The 13,623-nt window shown below is 72.8% G+C and carries 14 protein-coding genes; 9 read left to right on the top strand and 5 right to left on the bottom strand.

Annotation, left to right across the window (positions count from 1 at the left end):
• The first annotated feature begins 88 nt into the window (after positions 1 to 88).
• From ACIPJI_RS03435 to ACIPJI_RS03405, 7 genes are all read left to right on the top strand, one after another.
• Positions 89 to 754, top strand: a complete 666-nt coding sequence (locus ACIPJI_RS03435; protein ID WP_356624853.1) for a TetR family transcriptional regulator — start codon at positions 89 to 91, stop codon at positions 752 to 754.
• A gap of 174 nt (positions 755 to 928) precedes the next feature.
• Positions 929 to 2,131 carry an alpha/beta hydrolase gene (locus ACIPJI_RS03430; RefSeq protein WP_356624855.1) on the top strand — a complete coding sequence of 401 codons (1,203 nt, stop codon included), beginning with the start codon at positions 929 to 931 and terminating at the stop codon, positions 2,129 to 2,131.
• A gap of 84 nt (positions 2,132 to 2,215) precedes the next feature.
• Positions 2,216 to 3,076 carry a DUF4429 domain-containing protein gene (locus ACIPJI_RS03425; protein ID WP_356624857.1) on the top strand — a complete coding sequence of 287 codons (861 nt, stop codon included), beginning with the start codon at positions 2,216 to 2,218 and terminating at the stop codon, positions 3,074 to 3,076.
• A 53-nt stretch (positions 3,077 to 3,129) separates the two neighbouring features.
• On the top strand, positions 3,130 to 4,548 hold the full coding sequence (locus ACIPJI_RS03420; protein WP_402244216.1) for a sensor histidine kinase: 1,419 nt from the start codon (positions 3,130 to 3,132) through the stop codon (positions 4,546 to 4,548).
• Entirely contained in the window at positions 4,545 to 5,228 is a 684-nt protein-coding gene (locus ACIPJI_RS03415) for a response regulator transcription factor (protein ID WP_005318133.1), read from the top strand. The genes ACIPJI_RS03420 and ACIPJI_RS03415 overlap by 4 nt, the downstream gene beginning before the upstream one ends.
• A gap of 149 nt (positions 5,229 to 5,377) precedes the next feature.
• Positions 5,378 to 6,436 carry an alpha/beta hydrolase gene (locus ACIPJI_RS03410; protein ID WP_402244213.1) on the top strand — a complete coding sequence of 353 codons (1,059 nt, stop codon included), beginning with the start codon at positions 5,378 to 5,380 and terminating at the stop codon, positions 6,434 to 6,436.
• A complete protein-coding gene (locus tag ACIPJI_RS03405) occupies positions 6,433 to 7,635 on the top strand; it encodes an acyltransferase (RefSeq protein WP_402244211.1) in 1,203 nt (400 codons plus the stop codon). Before ACIPJI_RS03410 ends, ACIPJI_RS03405 begins: the two co-directional genes overlap by 4 nt.
• 291 nt (positions 7,636 to 7,926) lie before the next feature.
• Here the strand turns inward: ACIPJI_RS03405 and ACIPJI_RS03400 are convergent, their stop codons facing one another.
• The gene (locus ACIPJI_RS03400) at positions 7,927 to 8,940 is read right to left on the bottom strand and encodes an aldo/keto reductase (protein ID WP_307706265.1); all 1,014 of its coding nucleotides are present in this window, start codon (positions 8,938 to 8,940) and stop codon (positions 7,927 to 7,929) included.
• Between the two features lie 4 nt (positions 8,941 to 8,944).
• Positions 8,945 to 9,400, bottom strand: a complete 456-nt coding sequence (locus ACIPJI_RS03395) for a MerR family transcriptional regulator (protein WP_402244209.1) — start codon at positions 9,398 to 9,400, stop codon at positions 8,945 to 8,947.
• Positions 9,401 to 9,487: 87 nt separating this feature from the next.
• Between ACIPJI_RS03395 and ACIPJI_RS03390 the strand changes: the two genes are divergently transcribed.
• Together ACIPJI_RS03390 and ACIPJI_RS03385 are read left to right on the top strand one after the other, a co-directional pair.
• Positions 9,488 to 9,952: a GNAT family N-acetyltransferase gene (locus ACIPJI_RS03390; RefSeq protein WP_307706266.1), complete on the top strand. Its 465-nt coding sequence runs from the start codon at positions 9,488 to 9,490 to the stop codon at positions 9,950 to 9,952.
• Between the two features lie 20 nt (positions 9,953 to 9,972).
• The gene (locus ACIPJI_RS03385) at positions 9,973 to 10,788 is read left to right on the top strand and encodes a serine hydrolase domain-containing protein (protein ID WP_402244208.1); all 816 of its coding nucleotides are present in this window, start codon (positions 9,973 to 9,975) and stop codon (positions 10,786 to 10,788) included.
• 31 nt (positions 10,789 to 10,819) lie between these two features.
• Here ACIPJI_RS03385 and ACIPJI_RS03380 read toward each other — a convergent pair whose 3' ends face one another.
• The 3 genes from ACIPJI_RS03380 to ACIPJI_RS03370 are packed head-to-tail and all read right to left on the bottom strand — an operon-like array spanning position 10,820 to position 13,604.
• Positions 10,820 to 11,449 (bottom strand): hypothetical protein, encoded by a 630-nt coding sequence (locus tag ACIPJI_RS03380; protein ID WP_402244207.1) that lies wholly within the window; start codon positions 11,447 to 11,449, stop codon positions 10,820 to 10,822.
• Positions 11,446 to 12,927, bottom strand: coding sequence for a sensor histidine kinase (locus tag ACIPJI_RS03375; RefSeq protein ID WP_402244205.1), 1,482 nt, complete (start codon positions 12,925 to 12,927; stop codon positions 11,446 to 11,448). The genes ACIPJI_RS03380 and ACIPJI_RS03375 overlap by 4 nt, the downstream gene beginning before the upstream one ends.
• A complete protein-coding gene (locus tag ACIPJI_RS03370) occupies positions 12,924 to 13,604 on the bottom strand; it encodes a response regulator transcription factor (RefSeq protein WP_356620861.1) in 681 nt (226 codons plus the stop codon). The genes ACIPJI_RS03375 and ACIPJI_RS03370 overlap by 4 nt, the downstream gene beginning before the upstream one ends.
• Between the last annotated feature and the right edge of the window lie 19 nt (positions 13,605 to 13,623).

The following is a 13,623-nucleotide window of genomic DNA, read 5'->3' as shown; positions in this document are numbered from 1 at the left end:
GTTGACAAACGAGTTCACTAGTCGGTAACTGTCACGTGACTCAGGGGACAATAGACGCAGGTGGAAGCAGCGAAATGAGGAACATGAAGTGACCACGGCCGAGCCGACCGGGCTGCGCGCCCGCAAGAAACAGCGCACCCGTGACGCACTGGTACGTGTCGCCCTCGAGCTGTTCACCACCCAGGGGTACGAGCGGACGACGGTCGACGAGATCGCGGACGCGGTCGAGGTGTCCCAGCGCACCTTCTTCCGCTACTTCGCGTCCAAGGAAGAGGTCGCCTTCGCCGTCCAGGAGATCCTGGAGGCCCACTACGCCGTGGTGCTGCGCGGACGCCCCGCCGAGGAAGGCCCCCTCGAGGCCCTGCGCAACGCCGTGTTCGCCTCCTGGGACGCCATCGGCGAAGCGGTCGAGGAGATCGTTCCGCTCGATCTGTACATGCGCAGCTTCCAGATGATCGAGTCGACCCCGGCGCTGCTCGCCGCGCACATGCGTCGCTCCACCGTGACGGAGGAGACGCTGGCCAGGCTCATCGCCGAACGTGAGGGGCTCGACGTGAACACCGATCCCAGGCCCCGGGTGGCCGTGGCCGCGTTCAGCGGTGTGATGCGGGCCACAGGGCGGCTGTGGGGGCAGGGCGAGGATCCCAGCATCGAGGCGATCCGTTCGCTCACGGAGACGTTCCTCGACCATCTCGGTCCCGCACTCGCCGGGAACTGGCGCACCGACGAACGGCACTCACCGCCCGGCCCTTGAGGCCCAAGGCGCGTCCTGGGTGCCCAACGACCGCCGTGCGCAGGGGAAATGTGCCTGACCGCACGCCGGGCACGCACGGAACGTCACCCTCCTCCCCACCAATTCCCCTTCCGACACGTGATGTACCTCACGCTCTTCGCGTAGGCCCGCACCCTTCTCCTAGGGTGTCCCGCAGTGACTTCCTTCGACCCCTCCCCCTCCCTGACCGCGTGGCGCACCCTGCTCGCCCTCGCGGTGGTGTTCGTGATGCTGGCGACCACCGGCTGGACCGCCGTACGGCACCAGCCCGGCGCCCGTGACGCCCTCCAAGCCGAACTGGCGGGCTGGAGCAAGGGACGTATAGGCGCCCGCGAACTGCCCGGCCTGAACAGCGGACCGCAGCGGTTCGCCGCCTTCTTCAAATCGCTCGGCGGCGAGCGGAGCAGGCAACTCGCCGAGGACTACCCGCGCATCGTGGGCAATCTGAACGGGGCGCCCGTCACCCTGCGGTACCGGGCCAACCGCACCGCCCTCTCGGATTCCCTCGCCCGCGAGCGCAAGCGGGTGGCCGATCCCGGGCTCACGACCGCCGGACAGAATCAGGCCGTACGGCGGATGCACCGGTTCCAGGCGCTGATGAGACCCGACCGGCAGATCCTCTCCTTCGACCCGTCCGGCTCCGGCCGGGTGGCCGAGGTCTTCGGGGACCTGGACAGGGCCGAGCGCGTCTCGGTGGTCGTGCCCGGTGTCGACACCAACCTGCTCACCTTCCAGCGCACCGCCCGCAAGTACAGCGCGCCGGTCGGCATGGCCCGGTCCCTGTACGCCGCCCAGCGGGCGGCCGCACCCGGGATGCGTACGGCCGTCATCGCATGGGCCGACTACACGAGCCCGGTCGGGGTCGGCATGGAGTCGGCCATCGGGCGGCTCGCGGAGAACGGGGCCGTACGGCTCGTCGAGCTCACCGAGGCGTTGCCGGGGCGCTCCCCCGTCTCGCTGTTCTGCCACAGCTACGGCTCCGTGGTCTGCGGGGTCGCCGCCCGGCAACTCCCCGCCCGGGTCGGCGACGTGGCCGTCGCCGGCAGCCCCGGCATGCGGGCGGAGAACGTCGCCGGCCTGCACACGAAGGCCCGGATCTGGGCGATGCGCGACGCCGACGACTGGATCGAGGGCGTGCCGCACCTGGAGGTCGGCGGACTCGGCCACGGTGAGGACCCGGTCCTCCCGGAGTTCGGCGCGCGGGTGCTCTCCGCGGAGGGGGCCGTCGGCCATACCGGCTATTTCGAGCCGGGAACCGAGAGCGTCCGCAATTTCGCCGACCTGGGCGTCGGCGCCTACGCCGACGTGAGCTGCGCATCGGGCACCGACACATGCCGCAGTGGTATTTCCGGTGCCTGAGCGGACTGACGCGCGTAGAGCCCGGTCAAAAGGGGTGGCCGCCGAGGGAAGACGCGCAGGCGTGAGCCGCATACGATGAGGCACATGGGTGATGTGCTGGCCGGAATTCAAGCCACCTGGGAGTTCGAGACCGACTCCGTGCTCATCCGCTTCGAACGGGGGATCCGCACACCGAAGCTCCTCTCCTCGCTGCGCGAACGCCGCATCCCGCACGAGGCGTTGGCATCGGTGACGCTCACCCCGGGCAAGCGCGGCACGGTGGTGCTGCACGCTGTGCCCAGACCGGGTGCGGATCCGCTGATGGAGGCGGCCGCCGGGCAGCTCAAGGACGTGTGCGACCCGTACCGCCTGGTGCTGCCGGCCGAGCGGGAGACGCTGGCCGAGTACTACGCCGACGAACTGCGCGCCGTCCTCGGCCCCGAGGCCGGCCGGCCGGCGGAGCGGCACCTCGTCTCCGCACCCGAGGCGCCGCTCGGCTTCAAGGCCTACGACGGGAAGGCGTCCTTCGACGGCTCGCACGTGGCGTTCCGGTGGTTCTGGACGGGGGCGTCCTCCGCGAAGTGGAAGGCCGGCGACCAGAGTTTCGCCGTCTCCGAACTGAGCGGCGTCGAATGGCGCTCACCGGAGGTCTTCGACGGCTACCTGCGACTGCTGCGCCGCGGCGCGGACGGCACGCAGGACGCGGGGCAGGCGGACCAGGACCCGGCGGCGGTCGTCTTCGGACTCGGATACGGGCCGGTGCACGAGTCGCTGCCGTTCGCCGCGGCGGTCCTCGAATCCGTCCGCCGCCAGAACCAGACCCCGGCACTGACGGTCCCCGCGGCCCGCCGCGACCCGGCGGACATCGCGGACCGCATACGTCACCTGGGCGACCTCCATCTTGCGGGACTGGTGACGGACGAGGAGTTCACCCGCAAGAAGGCGGAGCTCCTGGCGGAGCTGTGACGGAGCTCCGCGGGGGTCGGACCACGGTATGACCCCGCGCCCACGCCCGGAGTATGACGCCCCGGCCACCCCGCCCCGCCTACGCTGACCCCGTCATGCCAGAAACCCCCCGCCGAAGCGCCGCCACCCGTACCCGAGCCCGCGCCGTCGCACGGCGCGCCGGGCAGCGGCTCGCCGCCGACCTCGGTACGCCGTCCTCTTCCACCGCTCCCCTCCTCGGCGGCGCCGAGAACCGCTGGCTGCGGCTGCTCCCGTACGGCGTCGCCCTCGCCTTCGTCGCCACGCTGCTGCCCGTCACCGCCACCGTGCTGACCCAGGACTACAAGCTCGGCGGCGCCGTCGCCGGCGCGCTCGCCACCGCGCAGACCGCGCCGCTGCTGCTCGCCGTCACGCGCCCCTTGCAGGCGTGGTGGATCGTCCTCGCCGCCGACGTGGCCGGGTCGCTGGCCCTGCTCGGCGCGGACGGCACCGGCGGCAGGACCTGGCCGTGGACCCCGATGGCCGTCGTCGGCTACCTGCTGCTGATGGCCTGCCTGGGGCTGCGCGAGCCGCGCCGCACGCTGCTGGCCGTGTGGCTGGCGACCGGCGCGGCGGGGTTCGCGCTCGAACTGGTCTCGCAGGATCTCAGCGACGGCGTGCATCTGCTGCTGTTCGTGCTCAGCGGCGTCGTCCTCGTCGTCACCGGCGCCCTGCGCGAGCGGGGTGACGTCCAGCGCAGACTGGTCGTGCAGGAGACCATCAGCGAGGCGGAGCGGGCCCAGCGCACGCTGCTGGAGGAACGCGCCCGTATCGCCCGTGAGCTGCACGACGTCGTCGCCCACCACATGTCGGTGATCACCGTGCAGGCGGACTCGGCGCCGTACCGGATCCAGTCCCTTCCCGACGCCGCGCGGGAGGAGTTCACGTCGATCGCGGCGAGCGCGCGTGAGTCGCTGACCGAGATGCGGCGGCTGCTGGCCGTGCTGCGCAGCGAGGACACGCAGGGCGAGCGGGCCCCGCAGCCCGGTCTGGACAGGGTGCAGCAGTTGGTGGAGGCGACGGTACGGGCGGGGGTGCCGGCCGAGTTGTCGCTCGCCGCGGACCTCGGTGCCGTACCGCAGGCCGTGGACCTGTCGGGGTACCGGATCGTGCAGGAGGCACTGGCCAATGTCGTACGGCACGCGCCCGGCGCGCCGACGCGGGTGTCGGTGACGTCCGACGGGTCCGATCTGACCGTGCTGGTCGTCAACGGCCCTGCTCCGGCGCCCACTTCGCCGCTGGAGACGACGGGGACCGGGCACGGGCTCGTCGGGATGCGGGAGCGCGTACGGTTGACCGGCGGCAGCCTCGACACCGGTCCGCTGCCGGACGGCGGTTTCCGCGTCGCTGCACGTCTTCCCCTGACCGCCGGCAACACCCCCGAGGACACCGCCGGGAACACCGGCAAGGCCGAGACCAGCACGCACACCCAGCAGACCGAGGACGCCAGTTGACCATTCGCGTGATCATCGTCGACGACCAGGCCATGGTGCGCGCCGGGTTCGCCGCGCTGCTCTCCGCGCAGAGCGACATCGACGTGGTGGGCGAGGCGCCGGACGGCCGCAAGGGCGTGGAGGTCAGCCGCACCACGCACCCCGACGTGGTCCTGATGGACGTACGGATGCCGGAGATGGACGGTCTCGCCGCCGCGCGTGAGCTGCTGAACCCTCCGACCGCCGTCGTGCACCGGCCCAAGGTGCTGATGCTGACGACGTTCGACGTGGACGACTACGTGTACGAGGCGCTGCGCGCCGGTGCGTCCGGTTTCCTGCTGAAGGACGCCCCACCCGCCGACCTGATCGCCGCGGTACGGATCGTCGCCGCCGGGGAGGCGCTCCTCGCGCCGTCCGTGACCCGCCGGCTGATCGCGGACTTCGCCGCACAGCGGCCCGCCCCGCGCCGGGACCCTTCGCTGCGGCTGAACGGGCTGACGCCGCGCGAGACGGAGGTCCTCGAGCTGATCGCGCGGGGCCTGTCCAACCAGGAGATCGCCGGGCATCTGGTGCTGGCCGAGCAGACCGTCAAGACGCACATCGGCCGCGTGCTGGCCAAGCTCGACCTGCGCGACCGGGCACAGGCCGTGATCTTCGCGTACGAGTCGGGCCTGGTCCGGCCGGGCGAGGCCGCGGGCTGAGTCCCGGACCGGCCGTTCCGCCACTTCTCCACCCCGTGATACTCCGGTACGACACCGGAGTTGGCTCCCCGGTGTGACGTGCCGTCACCCGTCCCCTTCCTACCTTCCTCCCGCCACAGCAACGGAGTCGGGAAGAGGGAGGCGGGCCGATGCGCCGCTACAAGAGGACCTTGGTCGCCGTCGCGTTCGCGACGACGGTGGCCGCGGGAACCACCGGATGGGCCTCGGGCAACGCACAGCACCCCATGACAGGACCGCCGCCGGGCAGCGCCGCGTGGGCGGCGGACACCTGGCTGGGCCGGGCGCTGCCCGACCCGGCGGGGGCGGCGCCCGCGGAAGTCGCCGCGTTCTTCGGGTCGTTGAGCGACGACGAGCAGCAGCGGCTGGTCCGCCGCCATCCGCTCGTCGTCGGCAACCTCGACGGCGTACCCGTCCGGCTGCGCTACCGGGCCAACTCCCTCGCCCTGCGGGGCACCCCGTACGAGCGGCTGGCCGGCCGGCAGATCCTCGCCTTCGACCCGCGCGGCCGTGGCCAGGTCGCCGAGGTCCACGGGGATCTCGAGCGGGCCCGCCAGGTGTCCGTGGTCGTCCCCGGCTCCGACATCGACGCCGGGACCTTCGACCGGGCGAGCGACCCGTACGGCACCCCCGCCGGCATGGCGAAGGCCCTGCGGGCGGCGACCGGCGGGGGCACCGCCGTCGTCGCCTGGACCGGCTACACCACGCCCGTCGGGGTCGGTCCCGACGCCGCGACCGGGAAACTCGCGGAGGCGGGCGCGGCACGGCTGGCCCGCTTCACCGAGGGCCTCGCCGCGACCGGCGCGCCGAAGCCCGTGCTGTTCTGCCACAGCTACGGCTCCGTCGTCTGCGGGCTCGCCGCCGACGAGGTGAACGCCCGCGACATCGTGGTGCTGGCCTCCCCCGGGATGCGCGCCGGGCACGTGCGCGAACTGCGTACGGACGCGAGGGTGTGGGCCGCCAAGGACGACTCCGACTGGATCTCCAAGGTCCCCGGCGTGCAGCTCCTCGGCCTCGGCCACGGCAACGACCCCACGGACCCGTCCTTCGGCGCCCGCCGGATCCCCGCGGAGCTGGCCGAGGGCCACACCGGCTACTTCGTTCCGGGCACCGACTCGCTCCGCGCGTTCGCCGCGATCGCGGACGGGACCGGCGTCGCGGACGGCAGCCCGGAAGGGGTGGCGCGATGAGGCTCGCCGAGAAGATCGAGGCCCGGACGCCCGCCCACCGTGACCGCGCCATCGACGGGCTTCGGGCGCTCGCCCTGCTCGCCGTACCGACCGGCCACTGGCTGCTCGGCGGCTTCACCCTCGACACGGACGGCGCGCTGCACAACGCCAGCCCGCTCACGGCGTTCGGCTTCTTCGCGCCCGTCAGCTGGGTGCTTCAGATGCTGGGCGTCTTCTTCCTCGTCGGCGGTCACGCGTCCGTCCTGTCCTACCACCGCCGCACCAGCACCACCGGTGCGTGGCTGCGGCAGCGCGTCGCCCGCCTCGGCCGGCCCGTCCTCGGCGTCACCGCCGTGTGGGCCGTGCTGATCCCGGTGCTGTGGTGGCTCGGCGTACCAGGCGACACGTTGCGGACCGGGTCGACGCTGGTGGTGCAACCCCTGTGGTTCGTGGGCGTCTACACAGTGATCACCGCCCTCACCCCGTACTGCGTACGCGCCGCCCGCCACATGGGCGTGTGGGCGGCGGCGCCGCTGCTGCTCACCGTCGCGGTGGTCGACCTGCTGCGGTACGGGCCGTACGCCGACGCCGGCGCGGGCGTGGTGCCGGGGTGGCTCGGAGTCGTCAACATCCTCCCCGGCTGGCTGTTCGCCTACCAGCTCGGAGTGAGCTGGGGCGAGGGCCGCGTCGGGCGCCGTCATGCGCGGGGGCTCCTGATCGGCGGCGTGGCGCTGTTCGCGGTGCTGCTGCTCGTCTTCGACTACCCGGCGTCGATGGTCGGTGTGCCCGGCGAGGCCCGCACCAACTCTCATCCGCCGTCGCTGCTGGTCCTCGCGCTGGCCGCGGCGCAGAGCGGGGCGGCGATCGGGCTGCACGGCCGGCTCGGACGGTTGCTGAGGCGGCCCGCGCTGTGGGCGCCGGTGGTCGTCGTCAACCTGTCGGCGATGACGATCCTGTGCTGGCACCAGACGGCGATGCTGGCGGCGGCCGTACCCGCGTCCTTCCTCGGGGAGATCCCCGGCCTGACCACGCCGCCGGACTCGCTCGGCTGGATCCTCGCGAGGGTGGCGTGGCTGCCGGTGTTCGCGTGCCTGCTGGCTCTGATCGCCCGCCGGGCGCGGGTGTTCGAGACGCCGTGGCCCCGCCGGGCGCGGGGCGCGCGTGCGGTGGCGGGGGTGCTGGCGGTGGGGTTCGCGGTGTTCGCGTTCGGGTGGGCGTGACGGTGGGGCGGGGCGGTTCGCGTGGCCGCTGCGCGGGGCCGTTCCCCACCCCGCCCCTTCCCGTAACCGGGCTCCGCCCGGACCCGCCACCGCGCTCCGCGCGGTGTTTCGGGCTCCGCCCCCGGGCCTCCGCACCTCAATCGCCGGGCGGGCCGACTTTGTCAGCCCGCCCGGCGATTGAGGGCACCGCGCGAAGCGCGGTACGGGGTCCGGGGCTTGCCCCGCCACGCGGCGGAGCCGCACATCGATACAGCGGGAAGGGGCGGGTAGGGGAACGGCACCCCGCAAGGTCTACTCCCGTACCGTCGACGTCGACGACATGTCCGGGTACCGGTCACCCGCCACCCGCCCCGCCACCGGCTCCAGCGACGCCAGTTCCGCCTCGGTCAGGACCAGCCGCGTCGCCCCCAGGTTCTCGCGAAGGCGCGTGGCCTTGCGGGTGCCCGGGATGGGGACGACCGTCAGCCCGTGGGCGTCGGCACGCTGGTGGACCCACGCGAGCGCCACCTGCGCCGCGCTCGCCCCGTGCGCCGCCGCGATCTTGTGGACGGGCTCCAGGAGCGCCGCGTTCGTCTGCGCGTTGTCACCCGTGAATCGGGGCTGGTGGCGGCGGAAGTCGTCCGCCGACAGGTCCTTGCCGGCGTCGGTGAACGCGCCGGTGAGAAAGCCCCGGCCGAGGGGCGAGTACGGCACGAGCGCGACACCGAGTTCGGCGGCCGCGCCGGCCGCGCTGCGCTCCACGTCGCGGCTGAAGAGGGACCATTCCGACTGGAGGGCCGCGATGGGGTGCACGGCGTGCGCCTCGCGCAGTTCGGCGCCGGTCACCTCGCTGAGGCCGAGGTGCTTGACGAGGCCCCGTTCGACGAGTTCCGCCATCGCGCCGACGGACTCCTCGAGCGGCACGGCCGGGTCGCGCCGGTGCATGTAGTAGAGGTCGATGACGTCGACGCCGAGCCGCCGCAGGCTGCCCTCGACGGACTGCCGGATGTACGCGGGGTCGTTGCGCACCGCCCGGTAGTGAGGGTCGTCGGTCCGTACGATGGCGAACTTGGTCGCGAGCGTGATCTCGTCCCGGTGCGCGGCGACGAACGGCGCGAGGAACTCCTCGTTGGCGCCCCGCCCGTACACGTCGGCCGTGTCGAAGAGCGTCACGCCTTCGGCGAGCGCCACCTCGAGGGTCTCCCTCGCCGCCGCCTCGTCGGTGTCGCCGTAGAACTCGCTCATGCCCATGCAGCCGAGGCCCTGGACGCCGACGAGGGGCCCTTCGGAGCCGAGGCGCACCTGTGCGATCTTGCTGTCGTTCATCAAGTCAGGACCTCTCCGGAGCCCGTCGGGCGTCCGCGTAGAACTCGATCTTGTGGTCCAGGACGGCGAGGGTGTCCTGCAGTTCGGCGATCCGGGCGAGTACGTCGCGCCGGGTGCGCTGGAGCAGTTCCGCGCGTGCCTCGAACGTGGACTCGCCCTCGCGGACCATCTCGGCGTACGTGACCATGTCGGCGACGGGCATCCCCGTCAGCCGCAGTTTTCCGACGAAGGTCAGCCAGTCCAGGTCGCGGTTGGTGAACCGCCGCTGACCTGTGTGCGAACGGTCGACGTGCGGCATCAGCCCGATCCGCTCGTACCAGCGCAGGGTGTGCGCGGTGAGTCCGGTGAAGGCGACGACCTCGCTGATGGTGTAGCGGTCCTGCCCTTCGGGGCGCGGGTGCGCACGGGGGGCGGCCTTGCAGAGATCGGTCCTGGCCGGGGTGCTCTCGATCACCGTCATGCCCTCCACGCTAAAACGTTGGAGTGCACTCGAAGCAAGCTCAATCCGCTGGCATTTCCGGTGCGGCCGGAATTAGCCTGCCTGATCATGAGCCTCTCCCGCCGCGCCACCCCCGCCGACGCCGAAGAGCTGGTCCGCCTCCGCAAGGTCATGGGCGACTCGTGCCACGGCCCGAACCCCGACGTCAGCTGGCAGCCCGCGGCCGCGGCCACGCTGCGTGACCGGCTCGCGGACCCGGACGGCAACCTCACGGCGTATGTCGTCGAGCGGCCCGGCGGCGGGCTGGCGGCGTGCGCGGTCGGCACCATCGAGCACCGGCTCGGCGGTCCGGGGAACCCGGAGGGCACCTGCGGCTATGTCTTCAGTGTCGCCACGGACGAGGACATGCGCCGCCGCGGCTACTCACGCGCCTGCATGGAGGGGCTGCTCGGCTGGTTCCGTGAGCGCGGCGTCCGCAAGATCGACCTGCGGGCCTCCGTGGAGGGGGAGCCGCTGTACGCCTCCCTGGGCTTCGTCCGCACCCCTGACCCGGCGATGCGGCTGAGCCTGTAGCACCGTTTAGGCTCGTAGCCATGCAGAGCCTGGCGATGATCGAGAACTGGCCGGTACCGACCGCGGCGGCCGCCGTCGTACGAGCGGACGGCACGGTCGCCGGTTCGTACGGCCCGACGGACCACCGCTTCCCCCTCGCCTCCGTGACGAAGCCGCTCGCCGCCTACGCGGCACTCGTCGCGTACGAGGAGGGGGCGATCGAGCTCGACGAGCCGGCCGGCCCTGAGGGCGCCACCGTCCGGCACCTGCTCGCGCACACGTCGGGGCTGGCCTTCGACGAGCACCGGGCCATGGCCGCACCCGGCACCCGCCGGCTGTACTCGAACGCCGGCTTCGAGGTGCTCGGCGACCACATCGCCAAGGCCACCGACATCCCGTTCGCCGACTACCTCCACCAGGCCGTGCTGGAGCCGCTCGGTATGACGTCCACCACCCTGGACGGCTCCCCCGCCAAGGACGGTGTGTCGACCGTCGACGACCTGGCGCGGTTCGCGGCCGAGGTGCAGGCGCCGCGGCTGCTCGACGCGCGGACGGTGCTCGAGGCCATGACGGTCGTCCACCCGGGCCTGTCCGGTGTGCTGCCCGGCTACGGCAATCAGAAGCCCAACGACTGGGGTCTCGGCTTCGAGATCCGCGACTCCAAGTCCCCGCACTGGACGGGGGCTTCGTCCTCCCCGCGCACCTTCGGCCACTTCGGCCAGTCCGGCACGTTCCTGTGGATCGACCCGGACGCGCGGGCGGCGTGCGTGGCGCTCACGGACCGGGACTTCGGGCCGTGGGCGATCGAGGCGTGGCCGGCGTTCACGGACGCGGTGCTGGCGGAGCTGCGCGGCTGACCGTGCCGTCCGACCGGCGGATACGCGGGGATCAGCCCGTCTCCGAAGGGGTCGCGGTCGGCGCCGGGCGGCGGGCCCCGTTGTCGCAGGTCTCGGCGGGCCGTGCGCCGTCCGTGCCCACCAGGACCACCGGCACACCGCCGTTGTCGCTCTCCGCGTAGGCGATCGTGCACACCAGCTGCTGCCGGGCGGTCCGGGTCAGCGGGGCCAGCGGGGTGTCCAGCGTGAGCCTCGCCGTGCCCCGGGACACCTCGGTCCCCGCCACGGTCGACGGAGCGGGCAGCGACGGCTCGTTGCTCAGCCCGGCCCGTTTCTCGGCCGCGTTCGGGCCGGCCAGCAGGGCCGCGACCGTCTTGGCGGTCGACGGCGGCTCGGGGGCGGTACCCGACTGCGGACCGCTGTTCGCGCCGTCCCGCTCCGGGCCGATGGTGACGCCGTCGGCTCCGTCCCAGACCCCCGGCCCTGTGTCGACCACTCTCGGCGACGGGACCAGCAGGCCGTCCGGGGAGAGGAAGAACGCCATCATGCGGTGCTCGCGGGCCGGCAGGACGTCGAGCGTCGCCGGGCCGCCCGCCTCGATGACGTCCGTCTCCTGGATGCCGCAGCCGGTGAGCGCGAGCAGCGCCGCCAGGGCCGTCGCCGCGCGGATCCGCCGTCTCATGCCGTCGCCTCCTGGGTGCCGTGCGGCCCGTCCAGCGGGATCTCGACGGTGAGGACGGCCCCGCCGCCCGGTCCGTTCGCGGCCCGGATCGTCCCGCCGTGCAGGCGGACGTTCTCCTGGGTGATGGCCAGTCCGAGCCCGCTGCCGGCCGAGCGGGTGCGGGCCGCGTCGGCCTTGTAGAACCGTTCGAAGATGTGCGGCAGCACCTCGGGCCGGATACCGGGTCCGCTGTCGGCCACTTCGACGACCAGCAGTTCGCCCTGGACCGACAGCCGTACGGTGACGGGTTCCGAGCCGTGCCGCAGCGCGTTGCCGACCAGGTTGGCGACGACGACGTCGAAGCGCCGTGGATCGAGGCGGGCCCGGATGCCGTCGGGGAGGTCGGTGCGGACCCGCTCGCCCCAGCGGCGGTGGTCCAGGGTCTTGCGGACGGTCTCGCCGACGTCGACCTCGTCGGTGTTCAGTTCCGCGGCGCGGGCGTCGAACCGGGAGATCTCCATCAGGTCCTCGACAAGCACGGCGAGTTTGCCGGTCTCGGCGCTGATGAGCCGCACGGCGCGCGCGGTGTCCGGGTCCAGGCCGTCGGCGTCCTCGTCGAGCACCTCGGTGACGGCGAGCATCCCGGCCAGCGGGGTGCGCAGTTCGTGCGAGACGTCGGAGGCGAAGCGCCGGGCCCTCGCCTCCGCCTGCTGCAGTTCGTCCACGGACCGTTCGAGCTGGCCGGCGGACTCGTTGAACGTGCGGGCGAGGTCGGCGAGTTCGTCGCTGCCCCGGACCGGGATACGGGTGTCCAGCCGGCCGCTGCCCATCGAGCGGGCGGCGCGCCGCAGTTGGCGCACCGGGCGCAGCACACCGCGGGCGGCGATCAGCGCGGGTATCAGGGCGGCGGCGAGTCCGGGCAGCGCCCCGTCGCGGGCGGCCGTGACGAGGGCGTCGACGTTGGCCTCCTCGTCGGTCATCCGCATCACGGCGAACAGCACGAGTCCGCTGGGCATGCTGCTGCCGGGGCCGGTGCGCACCAGGACGGGCACCCCGATGGTCAGGTACGGAACGCCGTCGCTGACGACCCGTTGGAAGCTGCCCCGGGAGCGGGCGAGAGTCATACGCCGCAGGTCCGGCGTGATGACGGTCGAGGCGGGGTTGGTGCCGGAGGAGACCCGCAGCGAACCGTACTCGGCGAAGACGACCCAGGGGTGCGGCTTGGACTTGCTCGCGATGACGAAGAGGTACTCCCGGAGCAGAACCGGGTCGATCGGCAGCTCCGGGGCCAGGGTCTCGACCTGCTCGCGGAACGAGGCGACCGCCGTGTCCTGGGCGCTGGCCAGGACGGCGCTGCGCGCCTCGCGATAGGTGAGGGTGGCGGTGGTCCCCGCGCTGACCGCGGCGACCAGCAGGAACGCGAGGACGAGGCGGGTGCGCAGCCCGAAGGGGGCGATCCGGCGGTCACGGACCGCGGCGCCCTTGCGGCGGCGGATCACAGTGGTCCGAAGCGGTAGCCGAAGCCCCGCAGGGTCTGTATGTAGCGCGGGCTGCCCGGTGTGTCCTCGATCTTGTTGCGCAGCCGCCGTACGCACGCGTCGACGAGCCGCGCGTCACCGTGGTAGCTGTGCTCCCAGACGTGTTCCAGCAGCTGCTGGCGGCTGAACACCTGCTCCGGCGCGGCGGTCAGGTGCAGGAGCAGCTTCATCTCGGAGGGCGCCAGGGCGAGGCGTTCGCCGTTCTTGGCGACGGTGAGGCCGGCGCGGTCGATCGCGAGTTCGCCGTGGAACTCGACGGACGGCCGGCCGCCGGGTGCCTCGAGCCTGCGCAGCACGGCGCGGATGCGGGCCTCGATGACCTCGGTGCGGGCGGGCTTGACGATGTAGTCGTCGGCGCCGGCCTCGAGGCCGATGACGACGTCGAAGTCGTCGCCGCGTGCGGTGAGCATGATGATCGGCAGCTGGCTGTCCTCCCGGACCCGGCGGCAGACCTGGACGCCGTTCATGCCGGGCAGCATCAGGTCCAGCAGCAGCAGGTCGGGCCGGAACTCGGCGAGCGCGGCGAGCCCGGACTCGCCGGTGGCGGCGGTCCGCACCTCGTGACCGCGGCGGCGCAGCCCGAGCTCGACACCTTCGCGTACGGAGGGGTCGTCTTCGATGAGGAGGACGCGGGGCATCGGTGGGGCTCCAGGTCGT

Source organism: Streptomyces sp. NPDC086835 (assembly GCF_044745705.1).
GTDB lineage: Bacteria > Actinomycetota > Actinomycetes > Streptomycetales > Streptomycetaceae > Streptomyces.
This window is presented reverse-complemented; position numbering and strand designations above follow the sequence as displayed.